Source organism: Saccharomonospora glauca K62, from assembly GCF_000243395.2.
In the GTDB taxonomy this organism is placed as follows: domain Bacteria; phylum Actinomycetota; class Actinomycetes; order Mycobacteriales; family Pseudonocardiaceae; genus Saccharomonospora; species Saccharomonospora glauca.
Map to the genome: position 1 here is coordinate 428,037 of NZ_CM001484.1, position 17,250 is coordinate 445,286.

Below are 17,250 nucleotides of genomic sequence, written 5' to 3' on the forward strand. Positions count from 1 at the left end.
CCTCCCCGCGCCTGCCGGGTCGTGACGACCCGGTTCACCCCCGGAGCTTCGGGCCGGGGCCGGGATACCGTCCGCGAGAGCGGGCGGGTGACGGCGAGTCGTCCCGGGACGGGCAGGGAGCAGACCCGAAGAGAATGAAACGAAGGAGCACAACCGCCAATGGCACGACTCGCTGGCGTTGACCTCCCCCGCGAGAAGCGGTTGGAGATCGCGCTGACCTACATCTACGGCATCGGCCGTACACGCTCGAAGGAGATCCTCGCAGCGACGCAGGTCAACCCGGACACCCGCGTGAAGGACCTGGGTGACGACGACCTCGCCAAGCTGCGCGAGTTCATCGAAGAGAACTACAAGGTCGAAGGTGACCTTCGGCGCGAGGTGAACGCCGACATCCGTCGGAAGATCGAGATCGGGTGCTACCAGGGGCTTCGTTGGCGCCGCGGCCTGCCCGTTCGTGGCCAGCGCACCAAGACCAACGCCCGTACCCGCAAGGGCCCGAAGAAGACGGTCGCCGGAAAGAAGAAGGCGGGCAAGAAGTGAGTGCCAGCGGCAGACGAGTCCGTGCGGGCGCGGTCCAGCGTCGCGGGGCCCGGATGTCGCCGAAGGCTCTCTACGCCCGTCCGATGGCGCTGCGCCAGCTGTACACCGACGCCGGCACTTTGATGCGACGCGGGCAGCGTGAAGCCGCAGCAGCCCACCAGCAGAACTCGCGCTAACGAGGAGACACCCGACCATGCCACCGAAGTCTCGTACGTCGGGGACCAAGAAGGTCCGGCGTAAGGAAAAGAAGAACGTCGTTCACGGGCACGCCCACATCAAGAGCACGTTCAACAACACCATCGTTTCGATCACCGACCCCAACGGTGCGGTGATCTCCTGGGCGTCCTCGGGCCACGTCGGCTTCAAGGGTTCCCGCAAGTCGACCCCGTTCGCCGCTCAGATGGCCGCCGAGAACGCTGCGCGCAAGGCCGCCGAGCACGGCATGAAGAAGGTCGACGTGTTCGTCAAGGGCCCCGGTTCCGGTCGTGAGACCGCGATCCGCTCGCTGCAGGCCGCTGGCCTCGAAGTCGGCACCATCCAGGACGTGACCCCGCAGCCGCACAACGGCTGCCGCCCCCCGAAGCGGCGCCGGGTCTGAGGAACGGGGAGGAGTAAGGACTTATGGCTCGATACACCGGCCCCGCGACTCGTGTCTCGCGTCGGCTCAAGGTTGACCTCGTCGGTAACGACAAGGCGTTCGAACGTCGCCCCTACCCGCCGGGCCAGCACGGCCGCGGCCGGGTCAAGGAGAGCGAGTACCTGCTGCAGCTCCAGGAGAAGCAGAAGGCCCGCCACACGTACGGCATCCTTGAGCGCCAGTTCCGGCGCTACTACGAGGAGGCGGCCCGGCGTTCCGGCAAGACCGGTGACAACCTGCTGCAGCTGCTGGAATCCCGGCTCGACAACGTGGTGTACCGGGCCGGCCTGGCGCGTACGCGTCGGCAGGCTCGTCAGCTCGTCAGCCACGGCCACTTCCTCGTCAACGGCGAGAAGGTGAACATCCCGAGCTACCGGGTGTCGAAATTCGACATCATCGACGTTCGGCCCAAGTCGCTCAAGACGCTGCCGTTCGTCGCGGCCAAGGAGTCGCTGGGTGAGCGCCCCGTGCCCGCGTGGCTGCAGGTCGTTCCTTCGAACCTGCGCATTCTGGTGCACCAGCTCCCGGAGCGGGCCCAGATCGAGGTTCCGGTTCAGGAACAGCTGATCGTCGAGTACTACTCGAAGAAGTGAACCCGTACCCGGTCACGGCCGGGGACGGAACGTCGGCGGCGCCCCGAGTGCGTCGCCGCTACGCCACACCTATCGGCGTCATATGGCGGGCGCCGGCAGGAAAGGAAGAAGAACAGTGCTGATTTCCCAGCGGCCGACTCTCAGCGAAGAGACGGTCAACGAGACGCGCTCACGGTTCACCATCGAGCCGCTCGAGCCCGGCTTCGGCTACACCCTGGGCAACTCGCTTCGGCGGACCCTGCTGTCGTCGATCCCCGGTGCCGCAGTAACGAGCATCCGCATCGACGGTGTGTTGCACGAGTTCACCACCGTGCCCGGGGTGAAGGAAGACGTCACCGAGATCATCCTGAACCTCAAGGAACTCGTCGTCTCCTCCGAGGAGGACGAGCCCGTCACGATGTACCTGCGCAAGCAGGGGCCCGGTGAGGTCACCGCGGCCGACATCGTGCCGCCGTCCGGCGTGACCGTGCACAACCCGGATCTGCACATCGCGTCGCTGAACAGCAAGGGCAAGCTCGAGATCGAACTCGTTGTCGAACGCGGCCGCGGATACGTTCCCGCGCTTCAGAACAAGCAGGCGGGTGCGGAGATCGGTCGTATTCCGATCGACTCGATCTACTCCCCGGTGCTCAAGGTGACCTACAAGGTCGAGGCCACCCGTGTCGAGCAGCGCACCGACTTCGACAAGTTGGTGCTCGACGTGGAGACCAAGCCGTCGATCACCCCGAGGGACGCCGTCGCCTCGGCGGGTAAGACCCTGGTCGAGCTGTTCGGGCTCGCCCGCGAGCTGAACGTCGACGCCGAGGGCATCGAGATCGGGCCGTCGCCGCAGGAGGCGGACACCATCGCCGCCTACGCGATGCCGATCGAGGACCTCGACCTCACGGTGCGGTCGTACAACTGCCTGAAGCGCGAGGGAATTCACACGGTTGGCGAGCTGGTGTCGCGTAGCGAGGCGGACCTGCTCGACATCCGGAACTTCGGTGCGAAGTCGATCGACGAGGTGAAGATGAAGCTCGTCGGCCTCGGCTTGACGCTGAAGGACAGCCCGCCCGGATTCGACCCCACGGCTGCCGCGTCCACCTATGAGAGCGGCAGCGAGACGTGGGGCGCGGAGACACGGTCGCCGGGCCTTCCGGACACTGGCCACGACGACGGCCAGGACTACGCAGAGACGGAGCAGCTGTAAGTGACCTTGCGGCTGCGAAGCTGAACGAGGAGAACCGATGCCTACCCCGACCAAGGGACCCCGTCTCGGCGGATCGCCTGCGCACGAGCGGTTGATGTTGGCCAACCTGGCGACGTCGTTGTTCGAGCACGGCAAGATCACGACGACCGAGGCCAAGGCCAGGCGTGTGCGTCCGCTCGCGGAAAAGCTCATCACCAAGGCCAAGAAGGGCGATCTGCACAACCGGCGTCAGATCATGCGCGTCATCCGTAACAAGGACGTCGTGCATAAGCTGATCTCCGAGATCGGCCCCTTCTTCGTCGACCGCAACGGCGGTTACGTCCGCATCACCAAGACGCTGCCGCGCAAGGGCGACAACGCCCAGATGGCGGTCATCGAACTGGTGTCGGAGAAGACCGTCACCGCGGAGGCCGAGGCGGCAAGGAAGACGAAGTTCGCCAAGGACACCGCTTCCACCGAGGAGCCGAAGGCGGAGGAGAAGGTGGAGGAAGCCAAGGCTGCTTCCGAAACCGACCAGGACGCCGAGGCTCCCGAGTCGGCCACCAAGGACGCCACGGAAGAGCCCGCCGAGGGCGCGGACAAGAAGGACGAGTCCTGACGGAGACGAGTTCACGCAGCGAGCCCGCCGTTCCCACCGGGGAGGGCGGGCTCGCTCGTCTGCGTATCGACCTCAGCTACGACGGTACGGACTTCTCCGGCTGGGCACGCCAGCCCGAACGCCGCACGGTCCAAGGAGTCCTCGAAGAAGCCCTCCGGAAACAGCCCCCCGGAGCATCTTTAGCGGGCTCAATAGTGGTGGCAGGACGAACCGACGCCGGAGTCCATGCGCTCGGCCAGGTCGTCCACGCAGACGTGGTGCGTTTAGCGGGCGAAACTCGTTCTCGAAACATGCCGGTCTCGCCGGATGGTTTGCCGGACCTCGACTGGGCTCGCCACCGGCTGAACCGCCTTTTGCCCGCTGATGTGCGAGTACTGAGGATCAGCCGTGCTCCGGCCGGTTTCGACGCTCGCTTTTCGGCCGCTAAACGTCATTACCGGTACAAGGTGTCGGACGCTCCGTGGGGAGTCAGCCCGCTACAAAGACGCGATACGTTGGCGTGGGCGCGGCCCCTGTCCGTGGACGCAATGAACGAAGCCGCGTCGGCGCTGTTGGGTCTCCACGACTTCGCAGCTTTCTGCAAGCAGAGGGAAGGCGCCACCACCATCCGGGAGCTCCTCGAACTGCGTTGGGAGCGGGTGGACGAGTACGAGCTGCATCTCTCGGTGGCGGCAGACGCTTTCTGCCATTCCATGGTCAGAAGTCTGGTCGGAGCCCTCCTGTGGGTCGGTGACGGGCGGCGATCTACGAGTTGGCCCGCGGAACTGTTGAAGAGCCGAGAGCGGAGCAGCGTGGTGGCACCGGCCCACGGCCTCACCCTCGTCAAGGTTGACTATCCACCTGACGACGAATTGGCGGCTCGCGCCGAGAAGACTCGGCATCTGCGTGATCTCGATGTGCCTGGAAGCCCGCGTCGAAACTGAGCTCGGCGCACCTCTTCCAGAATTCTTCGGTGATCGCCAGCCAGTTTTTCCGCGGTGACGATGACGAAGTTCCATCCTTCCGTCATCAGTCGTTTTCTACGCGCTTTATCTCGCCGAATATTCCTTCGTGAGCGATGCCATCGACCGTCGTACTCGACGGCTGTTTTCGTATCTTCCAGGACGAGGTCGAGGCGAGCTACTTCACGCCCTTTTCTGGTTATCGAATACTGTGGGATGGGATCGAACCCTCCCGCCCTGAGGACAACTCTCAACTCGGATTCCGGCAACGACTCGGCGCGTGGATCGACCATTGACAGCGCGGCACGGGCCAATCGGATGCCGCGATTGCGCCGTCCTCTCCAGGTACGTCGTAGTTTCGTCACCGTGACACGACCCGAACGCACGAAAGCATCGAGGTCAGGCACTGCGATCCGCAGCCTGCGAACCCAGCCGTGGACGCGTGGCGACAGTCGTAGAACCAGGTCGAGAGCTATTCGCCACGGCCGTGCTATACGAATTCCGTTCCACGGTCGCGATTCCTTCGGCTTCACCTCGGTGCGGCGCACGTGAATACCTTTGATGGGGCCGAAGCGGTGAGCTTCGGGCACGACGAATTCGACAGGGTCGTAGGGTTTTGCGAGTTCGACACCGAGGACGGTTGCCGCTGATCGGCCGGTGAGAACTGCTTCTTTGGGAACGATGAGTGCCGCACCGCGGCAACGAAGCTCGTGGGTCACCGGTACATGTGCTGGGACGTAAACGTCCTGGAAAAGGCGTCGAAACCGGGGCCCACGCAGTTCCGCTGCGGTGACATAACCGTGCGCTTTCGCGACGGAGCCACGAAAAACGTCGTTGATATCGATGGTTGTGTTCATGTCCGCAGCATTGCGTGTGCCGCAGACCTTCACGTCCGTTCGAGTCGAGTTGTCCACAGCCCCTGGGGAAGATTGCCGGTTGTCCACAAGCCGGGCGAGGCACCAGGAGCCTGGAGTGTCGAGTCCCCACATACAGCCGGAGGGGCGTGTTTAGCCCGCTAAACACGCCCCTCCGGGAAGGCCGGCAGGTCAGTCCCCTCGGCGGATGGGGCCCAGGAGCTGTTGTTCCTTGGCTGTCGTGACCAGGCGCAGTGGACGCCACAGGTTGCGGCCCAGCGCCACGATCTGGTCGTCCTTGAGCGTCGTCAGCTGCCGCATCATCTGAGGCGGCAGCCGCCAGATGCGAGCAGCGAGTTCCGCCTGGCCCGCGGGCAGGCGCTGCATCAGTACGAGATCGGCCGCGTTGGCCAACGTCCCCGCCTGCGGGTGGAGGTACGGCAGCACGTAGATGGTTGTCTGCCACGGCGACCTCGGAGGGAACAGATCCTGCGGCGTCGGCCCCCCGTCGTGGACGACCAACAGCGGTGCGTCCTCGGACGGGCGCGGCAATTCCACCGGCGACAGCCGACGGATCTGCACCAGCGGTGAGGGCTGCCCATTCGGCTGCTGTCCCGCGGCGTTCGACAGCACGTGCCAGGCCGTCGGCCGCCCCGTCGCGATGACGACCCACGCGCCCACCGCCATTGCTCGCATGGCGACCTGGCGCGCCAGGTACATGCCTCCGACGAGCACGATCCTGGTCGGGGCGGCGCGTAGCGCGGACACCGTCAACGGCTCGCCCTGAAGGCCGGAGCCGAGGACGATCCCACCCCGGTCGCCGGAGGGGCTGATCGCGTCGAGCAACGCGGGATCGACCACGAACTCGGGCGCCACCCCCATGGCTTTGTTGACGTCGTGAACCCGTGCGCTCATGCCGTGCCTCCCAACGGCAAGGTGGCGGCGAAACCGGCCGCTTGGCGTCCGCGCAGGGGCGTCAGGGTGACCCCGATGCGCTCCGAGACGCTGGTCAGTCGCTGGTCACTGGTGTCGAGCTCCCGCGGGTTGCGTGCGCTGATCCGCACCACGCCTCGAAGCCCGATGCGGTTCTCCTCGTCGGCCGGCGAGATCGACATCGCCACGGTGGCGGACAACGCCCGAACACTCGTCAACGCGTTGAGGGTCGTGGTGATCTTGCCCTTGGGCCACCCCGTGATGGCGTAGCTCGCATGGCCGATGCTGGCCGCCGTCACGCTCGTCCACCGTTCCTGCATCCGGACCTGTGAGTTGGAGCCGGCGACACCGGTGAGTTCCGCGGCCGAAATGCCGGCGCGCAACAACTCGTCGGGGCTCAGCGGCCGGGTCGGGACACCGTGCGACTCCAGGGCGTTTCGGACGCGAGACAGCGCACCGATCAACGCTCTGTGGGCGCCCACGACGCCGCCGCCACGTTCCCGTATGGCGGCCGGGCACCGCTTCGGGTCGAGCTTGACGGAGACCCATGTCGTCCGCCGAGCAGCGGCGGGCAGCGGTCCCAGGACTTCCATGTACGACGCCAACGCAGGCGAGTCAGCGGGGAGTGCTGCGCTGCCGGGGTAGCAGTGCCACGTCATCTGAATGGAGTCCAGCACCACACCCCGGTCCTCCAGGCAGGGCGCCAACGCCGACAGCGGCAGACTCGGCGCACCGCCGGCCTGGGTGATCAACGCCGGAGTCGGTTCCACGAGGAGAACGGCCGTCCAGGCGCCGTCGTGGTAGGCGAATCCCACTTCCTGATGCTCGTGGTCCCGTCCCTGGGCGACGACGAGATCGGGCACGGCCAGGCGCAGCAGGCTGACGCGTGCGTCTTCCGAACCGATCACCTTGTCGTCGTCCTGCGCGGCGAGTGTTTCCACATCCGTGGGCGCGGGAGGAACGACCACACGATCGTGTGACCTGAAGGCGTAGCGAGTCGTCAGCCCGGCCCACTGGGTGAACCACTGGCCGCCCCAGCGCAGGAACGCCAGGATCAGCATGACGGCGGCAACCCCGATCGCGACGTAGACCAACGACTCGTTGATCGCGATGAGGATCAGTCCAATCGCGAGACCGACCTCGAGCAGCACGAGGTTGGTGACGGGGATCGGGCCGAAGTTGGCACCGAACGTCCGACGTCGCGCCGGAGGAGCGACACGAGGGGGCGGGTTCGGTGTCGGTGGCTTCGGGGGGCCACCGGAATCTCCCGGTCCACCCGGTCCTCCGGGACCACCGGGACCGCCGGGGCCTCCAGGGCCACCCGGCCCACCCGGCCCACCTGGTCCTCCGGGACCACCAGGGCCGCCGGGACCACCAGGGCCGCCGGGACCACCAGGGCCGCCGGGACCACCCGCGGGGCCACCAGGTCTCCGAGGAACTCCGGGAGGTTGAGAACCGCGAGGACGACCCGGTCCTCCGGGACCACCCGGTGGAGCCGGAGGTACACCCTGCGGTCCACGGGGGCCGGAGCCTCCACCAGGGCCTCCCGGTGCCATGGGGCGTCCCGGTCGCTGCGGTGGGCCCGCTGGCCGCCCCGTGGGGGGCGGAGGCCCTTGCGGCGGGCCCGGCGGACGTGGAGGAGTGCTGACGGACATCCGCTCGATCTCTTCCCCTTGTGCCTGTAACTGAGCTGATAGCCGATCCCGGCGAGTCGCACACTAACCGGAGTTGGTAGAAACCAACACCGAACGGTCCCCGTACGGCTATCCTGCGGAACCGTACCGCGAGTGGGAGAGCTGTAGGTCAAGAATGCCGTCAACACCGACAACAAAGTCGCAAGTCCAGGCCTACCAATTCGTGCTGCGTCGGATGCAGTCCGCCTTGGTGCGCAAGGACGCCGTGATGCTGCACGACCCGATGCGCACACACTCGCGTGCCACCATCGTGGGCGTCGTGTTGAGCTGCCTGGGGATGCTGGGCTTCATCATCTTCGGCCTTTTCAAGCCTGATCCGAAGGCGCCGGACTCCGGCATCGTCATCGGCGAGCAGTCCGGAACGGTCTACGTGATCGCCGGTAATCCGAAGAAGCTCATCCCGACGTTCAACCTGGCGTCGGCGCGGCTGATCCTCATGGCCCAGAACCAGAGCGAAGGGCAGGAGGGCGGCCAGGGAGCCCCCGGCGGTGGTGCCATGGAGGCCGTGGAGCCGCAAATCGTGTCCGACGAACAGCTCAAGGACATTCCCAAGGGGCGGCTGCAGGGCATTCCGGACGGGCCCGACCTGCTGCCGACGGAGGAGCAGCTGATCTCCACCGACTGGGGAGTCTGTGACCAGATCAACGTCGACCGCTCCCTGAACGATCCCGTGGCACGGGAGAAGGCCGTGACGGAAACCACGGTGTTGGCCGGTGTCAAGAACCTCGGTCGCGAACTCGCTCAGAACCAGGCGTTGCTGGTGGAGGCCGACGACGGCAAGCACTACCTCGTGTACCGGCAGAAGACCGACGCCAACAAGCTGAATGCCAACACCGTGCGGGCCGAGGTGGATCTGACGCAGAACGCGGTCACCGCCGCGCTGAAGCTCGACGCACGTATGGCCCGGCACATCTCGACGGGGTTGCTCAACGCGATCCCGTCGGTGGGAACCCTCGACCTGCCGGCCATTCCGGGCGTCAACGAGCAGCCGGACTTCGACGGCACCGCGCTCAAGGTCGGCGACGTCTTCGTGACCGAGGCCGCCGGCGGCACGGACTTCTACGTGGTGCTGAAGGAGGGTGTGCAGCGGGTGTCGAAGGCCGTGGCGGACATGATCCTGTACACCCCGGGGATTGGCGGCAGCAACATGTCCAGCGTGACCCCCGACGTGCTGCAGGGCCTGCCCCAGGTGACTCCGGGGTCCCCCGGTTATCTCGACGTGGAGCACTACCCGGACACCGTGCCGACCGTGCTCGACCCGCTGCAGCACCCGGTGTCGTGCCTGGGATGGAACATCAGGGGTGAGGGCGAGCAGCGCGACGCCTTCACGTCGGTGTACATCTCGAGCGTTCTTCCGGTGCCGTCGAACCCGGACGGCACTCCGCAGGTCGTGAAGATCGGCACCCCGTCCCCGGACGGCCAGAAGATCGACAACTTCTACATGCAGCCCGGCTACGCGGCGGCCGTGCAGGGGGCGACGACGAAGGACACCTTCGGTCGCGGCAGCATCCAGCTCATCTCCGACCGCGGGGTGCGTTACGGGGTTCCGAACCAGGACATCGCGAAGGGACTGGGGCTCACGAAGCTCTCGCCGGCGCCTGAGTCGATCATCAAGTTGTTGCCCACGGGGCCTTCGCTGAACCTGCAGGACGCTCAGCGGACCTACGACACGGTGCCCGTGGACGCGCAAGCGGGCGCCGTGATCCAGCCTCAGGAGCAGGCGGCTCCGCAGGGCGGTAACTGAGGCGCTGAGAACGGCTCTCAAGCCGGGCGGGCATGACTCCGGAGTGAGTCACCCGCCCGGCTTTTTGTTGCGCGAGGGCAAGTTTGGGAGGGCTTTTGGGAGGAGGGGCCGTTTTATTTTTGCCCGCTAAACGTGCCCTGGGGGGGCCGGTGACCACTTTGCGCAAAACCTAGCGGTAAGCCCGATTTGGCTGATCCGTTCTCGTGAGTAAAGGGGGCCCGCTGGGGAGCGCGTCTTCTCCTACCCGCTTGAACGAATTTAGCCCGCTAAACACGGTGTGGGGCCCCACGGACGGGGTCCGTCTTCGTGTTTAGCGGGCTAAAAACGGTTTGGGTCAGGCGCGCGCAGGCTTCTCGGTGTCCTTCTGGTTGCGGCGGATGGTGTGGACCACGAAGAGGGTGATCACCAGCGCCGCGAGTGCGCCGCCGGCGCCCGTCAACGCCACGATGGTCGGTGTCCAGTCGCGGTTCGACGCGGGAGGCATGTCGGAGGGCAGCTCTTCGGCCTGCGCGGAAGGCATGCCCTCCTCGGAGGGCACGGTGGCCGTCAACGCCGCCATGGGGTCGATAACGCCGTAACCCACGAAGTTGTCGCGACCGTTCGACGCCGCGGGATGCTGCGCGGTGAACTTGATCCGGTGCATGACCTCGTAGGCGTTGAGGTCCGGATACTTCGCGCGCACCAACGCGGCCAGGCCCGCCACGTACGGCGCCGCGAAGCTGGTTCCCCTGATCTCCTGTGTCTCGCCGCCGTCGACCATCAGGTTGGCCAGGCGGTCGGACCCTTCCGCGGGGTCGAGCGAGATGATCCCGGTCCCCGGCGCGGCCACGCTGACCCAGGGGCCGTTCATGCTGAAGTCGGCCACGCCGCCGGTCTCGTCGATGGCCGCCACGGACAGGACGTTGTCGGAGAACCACGGTGGTGTCACGATGGTCGTGGGTTTCTCCGCCAGCGCTTGGTCGTTCTGCTTGCAGCTGGTCGCGTCCGAGACGTTGCCGGCCGCCGAGACGACGACGGCGTCCTTCACTCTGACCGCGTAGTCGATGGCGGCCTGGAGCTGTTGCTCGTCCGGAGTGATCGGACCATTGGCGGGGCGGCAGTTGTTGATGGAGATGTTGATGACCTGCGCGCCCTTATCGGCCGCGCGGACCACGGCCTTCGCCAAGGTGGACAGCGTTCCGGCGCCTTCACTGTCCTGAGTGCGGCTGTCCTGGGACGGTCCCGTGCCAGGGGTGGACCCACCGCCCGAATTTTGCTTGGGAGCGTAGTTCTGGCTGGACTGCCTGATCGACATGATCTGGGCGTCGGGAGCGACGCCGATGAAGCCGATGTGGTCGGGGGTGTCCGCGGCGATGATGCCGGCGACCTCGGTGCCGTGACCGTCGCAGTCCTCGAGGCCGTTTCCGCCCTTCCGCACGTAGTCGCCCTCGCCCAGGACCTCGTGCTTGAAGTAGGGGTGCTGCCGGACCCCGGTGTCGATCACCGCGACCTTGATCGGCTTTCCCGTCTTCGGGTCGATACCGACGTGGCCCGTGGTCGAACGCATGAGGGCATGGACCTCGTCGATGCGGAGGTACTGCTGCCCCCACGGCGCGTTCTGGAGGTCCTCGCTGTACTCGAGGTTGCGCTGGACGCACTCGACCTTTTTCTCGTAGGTCTTGTCCGGCTGCCCGTCGTCGTTGGGACGCTGACCAGGGTCCACCGGTGGCGGAGTGGCGTAGCCGACGGTCTCCTGAGACGCCGCGTCGTCCTGCGCCCATGCGGGCGTCGGCGCCAACACCGCGCCGCCGATGCCGATGGTGGCGGCGAGCGCCAACGCCCTGCGTCGTTTCATAGTCCGGGCCGAACGCACGCGAACCCCCTGGAAGTCGTGGCGCTTATGGTCTGGTTCACCCGAGGTCGAGGTGGCGCAGCGTGGAGTAGAGGTCCATCACGGCGAGCGCCAAGGGCAGGACCGCCGCGATGCAGGCGGCCTCGAAGATCTCGACGGCGCGCCGCATCGGCGGCGTGAACCGCTGGTTGGGGAACACGACGCCGAGCACGAGCGCGGCCGCGCCGAGCAGGATGAGCGTGCCGAACACCCAGATCAGACGGCCCTGGGCGTCCTCGGTCCACATCCATCCGAACACGATGCCCGCCGCGGCGATCAGCCCGGTGGTGAGCAGGGCGACGGCCTGGTTGCCGTTGGCGTAGGTGCGAGCGCGCAGCAGGAGCACCAGCGTGGCGATGACCGCGGTGAGGATGCCCCAGATGTCACCGGAGGTGGAGGTGATCACCGCGGAGATCGCGGTGACGGAGCCGCTACCGATGAGCAACCCGGTCATGTAGTTGTGCGCGGTGCTGGTCTTGCGCTCGATGGAGGAATAGTCGGGGTAGCCCGTGTCCTCCTTCAGCTCCTCCGCGGTGCTGGGGATGTGGGGCAGAGGCAGCTTCGCCAGCCAGATGGTCGCCCTCGGCAGCATGGAGATGCCCGCCAGCGCGACGGCGGCGGTGCCCGCTGCGATGCCGGGCGCGGGGTGGGCGATGAGCGTCGCGACGAGGAAGGCGACGACCCCGAAGAGACCGGCCGTGGCGGCGGCGATGAATGTCGTGATACCGGTGCCCATCACCAGGATGCAGGCCGCGGCCACGACCACCACCAGCGCACTGCTGAGAAGAAGATTGGCTCGGATCGTGGCGTCCGGGACGATGTAGAAACCGCTGACGAAAGCCAGTGGAAGGCCACCCGCCGCGGCGACCACGACTCCGGTCGCCTGGGCGTCGTAGGCCTTCGCCAGAGTGGCTCCCACGGCCACGCAGACGATGGCCGCGACACCGGCCGTGATGGCGATGGCGAGACCGTTGCCGCCGAAGAGCGGGCCCGCGAAGAACAACGCCACCGCGGCGCTGAACAACGCGAGGCCGCCGGCGATGTGCCCGATGCGCTGGGCGGTCTCCTTGGTCCACGGCCGGAAGCTGTCCGGTTCGGCCTCGGCGATGGCGTCGACGACGTCGTCGTACAGCGGAGGTGGCGGATTCTCGTTGCGCTTCCGGAGCTGGAGGAGCTCGCCGTCGACGATGCCGAGCGACGCGAGGGTCCGACTCGGGTCGAGAGGGGCGTCACCCAGCTTCGCCAGTGCCCAGCCGCCGTGGCGGGCACCGCCGTCGGGGCTCACCTCCTTCGCCATCTCCAGCAACATGGGCATGAGGTCGGCCACCGCCACATCGGCGGGCAGCGCGACATCGATGCGGGTTCGCGGCGCGACCACCGTGACCCTGCTGAAAACTGTCGTGCCCGTTGCCACCTTTTCGCCCCCTACCTGGAGATTTCGCCGCAGGCTGTTTATACCGCGTCGCGGAAACAACTTGCCTGTGGGCCGGTAACCTTGCCGAACCGACCACATGGTGTCGTGATGCCGCCCTAGTATTAACGCACCTGAGCCACACGTGGGGGCGGTTCCGGCGAAAGTCGCCGGTGCGCGTTTCCCACTATGGCCGCCAGTCGCCGAGTCGAAGAGGGGTCCTTTCGGTGAGCACGCTGCAGTTCAAGCGGTCGCCACGGCTGGCTGCTCCCAGGCCGCCGGGTGGCGAAGTGCATCTCGAGCCACCGCCCGAGGTCCCGAGGACGATCCCCGGCAACATCATCATGAAATTGATGCCGGTGGTCATGGTGGTGGCCATGCTCGGCATGGTCGTCTTCATGTTCACGGCGGGCGGCGCGATGGGGCGCAGCCCGTTCTTCCTGATGATGCCGCTAATGATGATGATGTCGATGGTCGGCATGTTCGTCGGCGGCGGGAAGGGCGGCCAGCAGAAGAAGGCCGAGATGAACGAGGACCGCAAGGACTATCTGCGGTATCTCGGTCAGATGCGGGACAGGGCGCGCGAGGCGATGATCGACCAGCGCGCTTCTCTGGAGTGGGTGCACCCGGACCCCGAGACGTTGTGGTCGATGGCCTCCACCCGCCGTATGTGGGAGCGGCGGCAAAGCGACCAGGACTTCCTGCATCTGCGTGTGGGCCGGAGCTCGCACCGTCTCGCCACTCGGCTGGTGCCGCCGCAGACGGGGCCCGTGGAGGAGCTGGAGCCGATCGCCACGCTCGCGTTGCGGCGTTTCGTGCGAGCCCACTCGATCGTGCCCGACCTCCCCACGCAGATCACCTTGCGTGGTTTCGCGGCCGTCGGCATGCAGGGCGACAAGAAACTCACCCGTGGCCTGGCCAGGGCGATGCTGGCGCAGCTCGTCACGTTCCACAGTCCCGACGACGTCCTCGTCGGTATCGCCACCACGGGCCGGGCGAAGGAGGAGTGGGAATGGGCCAAGTGGCTGCCCCACGTCCAGCACCCGACCCTGTCCGACGGCATCGGTCAGCTGCGCATGATGAGCGGCTCCCTGGCCCAGATCGAGCAGTGGCTCGACGAGGAGCTGCGTGACCGGCAGCGGTTCTCGCGCAACGCCACGCCCGCGCCCGACCAGCCGCACATCGTGATCGTGCTCGACGAGGCCGACGTCACCGGCGAGGAACAGATCCTGCTGGAAGAAGGACTCGTCGGGGTCACGCTCATCGACTTGTCCGACTCCATCGGCAACCTCGCCGCGCGCCGCGGTCTCCGGCTCGTGGTGGAGGAGGAACGCCTCGGTGCGCGCAGCGCGGGTGGCGTGGAGTGGTTCGGCCGTCCCGACAAGCTCAGCGTCGTGGAGGCCGAGGCGCTCGCTCGCAAGCTCTCGCCGTACCGGATGAGCACCGGCGCGGCCGACGACAGCGAGGAACAACCGCTGCTGTCCAACCCGTCGTTGCTGGAACTGCTGGGCATTCCGGGCGACCCGATGACGTTCGACGTCCAGCAGGCGTGGCGGCCGAGGCCGATCCGGGACCGCTACCGCGTGCCGTTCGGGGTCGGTGAGTACGGCCAGCCCGTCGAACTCGACATCAAGGAAGCGGCCATGGAGGGCATGGGCCCCCACGGCCTGTGCATCGGGGCCACGGGTTCCGGTAAGTCGGAGTTCCTGCGCACGCTCGTCCTCGGACTGTTGGCGACCCACTCCTCGACGACGCTCAACTTCGTGCTCGTCGACTTCAAGGGTGGTGCCACGTTCCTCGGCCTGGACAAGGCTCCGCACGTCTCGGCGGTCATCACCAACCTTGCCGACGAGGTCACGCTGGTCGACCGCATGAAGGACGCGCTCGCCGGTGAGATGAACCGGCGGCAGGAGGTGCTGAAGAACGGCGGCAACTTCAAAAACGTCTGGGAGTACGAGAAGGCGCGCGAGAACGGTGCCGACCTCGACCCGCTGCCGGCGTTGTTCATCGTGGTCGACGAGTTCTCCGAGCTGTTGTCCGCGAAGCCCGACTTCATCGACCTGTTCGTCGCCATCGGACGTCTGGGCCGGTCGCTGCAGATGCACATGCTGCTGGCGTCCCAGCGTCTGGAGGAGGGCAAGCTCCGAGGGCTGGACTCGCACCTGTCCTACCGCATCGGTTTGAAGACGTTCTCCGCCGCGGAGTCGCGGGCCGCGATCGGTGTGCCCGACGCGTTCGAGCTGCCGTCCGTGCCCGGTGGCGGGTACTTGAAGTACGACACCTCCACGCTGGTGCGGTTCAAGGCGGCGTACGTGTCCGGCCCGTACCGGCCGGCGGGTATCAAGACCGCCGCGCCCAGCGCGAAGGTGGTCCGGGCGGACAAGCGTCCTCAGCTGTTCGTGCCCGACTTCGTGGAGTTGCCGAAGGAGCCGGAGCCGGAACCCGAGCCCGTCGAGCAGCCGCAGCAGCAGTCGGAGGAGGCCGTCGAACCGAGCGAGCTCGACGTCATCGTCAGCCGCCTCGTGGGGCAGGGCCCACCCGCTCACGAGGTGTGGTTGCCGCCGTTGAAGGAGCCGAACTCGCTCGACACGTTGCTGCCGAACCTGAACCCGACCGAGGACCGGGGTCTGTCGCCGGTGGGGTTCTTCGGCAACGGCCGCCTGCAGGTGCCGCTGGGCATCGTGGACCGGCCCTACGAGCAGCGGCGTGACCCGCTGTGGGCCGACTTCTCCGGTGGCGCCGGTCATGGTGTGGTCGTGGGCGGCCCGCAGTCGGGTAAGTCCACGCTGCTGAGGACCATCATCATGTCGATGGCGTTGACCCACACGCCGGAGGAAGCGCAGTTCTACTGCATCGACCTCGGTGGTGGCACGCTGGCGGCGTTGGAGGGCCTGCCGCACGTGGGCGGTGTCGCCGTGGCGCGGCGGGAGCCGGACAAGGCGCGGCGCATCGTGGCGGAGTTGACCACGCTGGTCAACGAGCGCGAGGCCCGGTTCGGGGCGCTGGGTGTGGACTCGATGAACGACTTCCGCAACCGCAAGCGCCGCGGGGAGATCACGGCGGAGCAGGACCCGTTCGGGGACGCGTTCCTCATCGTCGACGGGTGGCGGGCGCTGCGGGACGACTTCGACGAGTTGGAACCGCAGATCACCAAGCTCGCCGTGCAGGGCCTGACCTACGGCGTGCACGTCATCATCGCGTCGAACCGGTGGGCCGACATCCGGCCCGCGATCAAGGACATGCTCGGTACCCGGTTTGAGCTGCGGCTCGGTGACCCGAGCGAGTCCGACATCGACCGTCGGGTGGCCGTCAACGTGCCTCCGGGCCGTCCGGGGCGTGGTCTGACCCATGACAAGCTGCACTTCCTCACCGGCTTACCGCGGATCGACGGCTCCAGCAACGACGCCGACCTCGGTGACGGTGTCGCCGACGCGGTGAAGAAGATCGCCGGTGCGTGGAAGGGCAGGCACGCGCCGCAGGTGCGGCTGCTCCCCGACCTTCTGCCGTACGAGGAGCTGCTGCTTCAGGACAAGCACAGGGACAGCAAGCTCATCCCCATCGGCGTCGACGAGGACGAGCTCGCGCCCGTCTACCTGGACTTCAACGCCGAGCCGCACTTCCTGGCCTACGCGGACAGCGAGTCGGGCAAGACGAACCTGCTGCGGCAGATCGTGCGGGGCATCACCGACCGGTACACCAAGAAGGAAGCCCTCATCATCCTGGTGGACTACCGGCGCACCATGCTCGGCTTCGTCGAGGGCGATCAGCTTCTCGGCTACGCCGTCTCGGCCAACCAGCTCGACGGCATGATGAAGGAGGTCGCGCAGTCGATGGCCAAGCGACTGCCCGGCCCCGACGTGACACCGCAGCAGTTGAAGGAACGGTCGTGGTGGACCGGGCCGGAGCTGTTCGTGGTGGTCGACGACTACGACCTCGTGGCCACGTCGACCAGCAACCCGTTGCGGCCGTTGGCCGAGTACCTCCCGCAGGCCAAGGACGTCGGTCTGCACGTGGTGGTCGCCCGCCGTACCGGTGGTGCCGCCCGTACCGGTATGGACCCGATCATCGGGAAGCTGAAGGAACTCGCCATGCCGGGTCTGGTGATGAACGGGTCGAAGGACGAAGGCCAGTTGCTCGGCAACGTGAAGGCAAGCCCCATGCCTCCTGGCCGCGGTTATCTTGTCAGCCGCAAGGTGGGCAAGAAGCTCATGCACGTGTCGTGGATCGCGCCTGAATGATGTGGTGG

14 protein-coding genes are annotated in these 17,250 nt (G+C 66.8%); 9 read left to right on the top strand and 5 right to left on the bottom strand.

Features of this window, described 5'->3' with window-relative positions:
- Window positions 1-159 precede the first annotated feature (159 nt).
- The 7 genes from rpsM (at window position 160) to truA (ending at window position 4,480) form a co-directional block, all read left to right on the top strand.
- Window positions 160-540, top strand: coding sequence for a 30S ribosomal protein S13 (rpsM, locus tag SACGLDRAFT_RS02215; protein ID WP_005461390.1), 381 nt, complete (start codon window positions 160-162; stop codon window positions 538-540).
- Window positions 537-716 (top strand): hypothetical protein, encoded by a 180-nt coding sequence (locus SACGLDRAFT_RS22625; protein ID WP_083852922.1) that lies wholly within the window; start codon window positions 537-539, stop codon window positions 714-716. Before rpsM ends, SACGLDRAFT_RS22625 begins: the two co-directional genes overlap by 4 nt.
- A 17-nt stretch (window positions 717-733) precedes the next feature.
- Complete coding sequence (gene rpsK, locus SACGLDRAFT_RS02220; protein WP_005443310.1) at window positions 734-1,138, top strand: 30S ribosomal protein S11; 405 nt, start codon at window positions 734-736, stop codon at window positions 1,136-1,138.
- A 23-nt stretch (window positions 1,139-1,161) separates the two neighbouring features.
- Window positions 1,162-1,770, top strand: coding sequence for a 30S ribosomal protein S4 (gene rpsD, locus SACGLDRAFT_RS02225; protein ID WP_005461392.1), 609 nt, complete (start codon window positions 1,162-1,164; stop codon window positions 1,768-1,770).
- A gap of 115 nt (window positions 1,771-1,885) precedes the next feature.
- A complete protein-coding gene (locus SACGLDRAFT_RS02230) occupies window positions 1,886-2,959 on the top strand; it encodes a DNA-directed RNA polymerase subunit alpha (RefSeq protein ID WP_005461393.1) in 1,074 nt (357 codons plus the stop codon).
- Between the two features lie 37 nt (window positions 2,960-2,996).
- Window positions 2,997-3,557 (top strand): 50S ribosomal protein L17, encoded by a 561-nt coding sequence (rplQ, locus tag SACGLDRAFT_RS02235; protein WP_005461394.1) that lies wholly within the window; start codon window positions 2,997-2,999, stop codon window positions 3,555-3,557.
- Window positions 3,554-4,480: a tRNA pseudouridine(38-40) synthase TruA gene (gene truA, locus SACGLDRAFT_RS02240; RefSeq protein ID WP_005461396.1), complete on the top strand. Its 927-nt coding sequence runs from the start codon at window positions 3,554-3,556 to the stop codon at window positions 4,478-4,480. The genes rplQ and truA overlap by 4 nt, the downstream gene beginning before the upstream one ends.
- Here truA and SACGLDRAFT_RS21695 read toward each other — a convergent pair.
- From SACGLDRAFT_RS21695 to eccE, 3 genes are all read right to left on the bottom strand, one after another.
- On the bottom strand, window positions 4,390-5,355 hold the full coding sequence (locus SACGLDRAFT_RS21695; protein WP_083852923.1) for a hypothetical protein: 966 nt from the start codon (window positions 5,353-5,355) through the stop codon (window positions 4,390-4,392). The two genes, truA and SACGLDRAFT_RS21695, sit on opposite strands and share 91 nt — an antisense overlap.
- Window positions 5,356-5,544: 189 nt before the next feature.
- Window positions 5,545-6,267, bottom strand: a complete 723-nt coding sequence (locus tag SACGLDRAFT_RS02245; RefSeq protein ID WP_005461400.1) for a hypothetical protein — start codon at window positions 6,265-6,267, stop codon at window positions 5,545-5,547.
- Window positions 6,264-7,454, bottom strand: a complete 1,191-nt coding sequence (gene eccE, locus SACGLDRAFT_RS02250) for a type VII secretion protein EccE (RefSeq protein ID WP_040919508.1) — start codon at window positions 7,452-7,454, stop codon at window positions 6,264-6,266. Before eccE ends, SACGLDRAFT_RS02245 begins: the two co-directional genes overlap by 4 nt.
- A gap of 640 nt (window positions 7,455-8,094) precedes the next feature.
- On the opposite strand from eccE, the gene eccB reads away from it, so the two are divergent.
- Window positions 8,095-9,723, top strand: coding sequence for a type VII secretion protein EccB (gene eccB, locus SACGLDRAFT_RS02255; protein ID WP_005461403.1), 1,629 nt, complete (start codon window positions 8,095-8,097; stop codon window positions 9,721-9,723).
- Between the two features lie 334 nt (window positions 9,724-10,057).
- On the opposite strand, the gene mycP is transcribed toward eccB, so the two are convergent.
- Window positions 10,058-11,557, bottom strand: a complete 1,500-nt coding sequence (gene mycP, locus SACGLDRAFT_RS02260; RefSeq protein WP_232284053.1) for a type VII secretion-associated serine protease mycosin — start codon at window positions 11,555-11,557, stop codon at window positions 10,058-10,060.
- A 55-nt stretch (window positions 11,558-11,612) separates the two neighbouring features.
- Window positions 11,613-13,007: a type VII secretion integral membrane protein EccD gene (eccD, locus tag SACGLDRAFT_RS02265; protein WP_005461405.1), complete on the bottom strand. Its 1,395-nt coding sequence runs from the start codon at window positions 13,005-13,007 to the stop codon at window positions 11,613-11,615.
- Window positions 13,008-13,231: 224 nt separating this feature from the next.
- On the opposite strand from eccD, the gene SACGLDRAFT_RS02270 reads away from it, so the two are divergent.
- On the top strand, window positions 13,232-17,242 hold the full coding sequence (locus tag SACGLDRAFT_RS02270) for a type VII secretion protein EccC (protein WP_005461407.1): 4,011 nt from the start codon (window positions 13,232-13,234) through the stop codon (window positions 17,240-17,242).
- Window positions 17,243-17,250 lie beyond the last annotated feature (8 nt).

Excerpts from the sequence above, each read along its gene's own strand:
- rpsM (WP_005461390.1), top strand. The coding sequence starts at position 160 with ATGGCACGACTCGCTGGCGTTGACCTCCCCCGCGAGAAGCGGTTGGAG.
- rpsK (WP_005443310.1), top strand. The coding sequence starts at position 734 with ATGCCACCGAAGTCTCGTACGTCGGGGACCAAGAAGGTCCGGCGTAAG.
- rpsD (WP_005461392.1), top strand. The coding sequence starts at position 1,162 with ATGGCTCGATACACCGGCCCCGCGACTCGTGTCTCGCGTCGGCTCAAG.
- rplQ (WP_005461394.1), top strand. The coding sequence starts at position 2,997 with ATGCCTACCCCGACCAAGGGACCCCGTCTCGGCGGATCGCCTGCGCAC.
- SACGLDRAFT_RS21695 (WP_083852923.1), bottom strand. The coding sequence starts at position 5,355 with ATGAACACAACCATCGATATCAACGACGTTTTTCGTGGCTCCGTCGCG.
- SACGLDRAFT_RS02245 (WP_005461400.1), bottom strand. The coding sequence starts at position 6,267 with ATGAGCGCACGGGTTCACGACGTCAACAAAGCCATGGGGGTGGCGCCC.
- eccB (WP_005461403.1), top strand. The coding sequence starts at position 8,095 with ATGCCGTCAACACCGACAACAAAGTCGCAAGTCCAGGCCTACCAATTC.
- mycP (WP_232284053.1), bottom strand. The coding sequence starts at position 11,557 with ATGAAACGACGCAGGGCGTTGGCGCTCGCCGCCACCATCGGCATCGGC.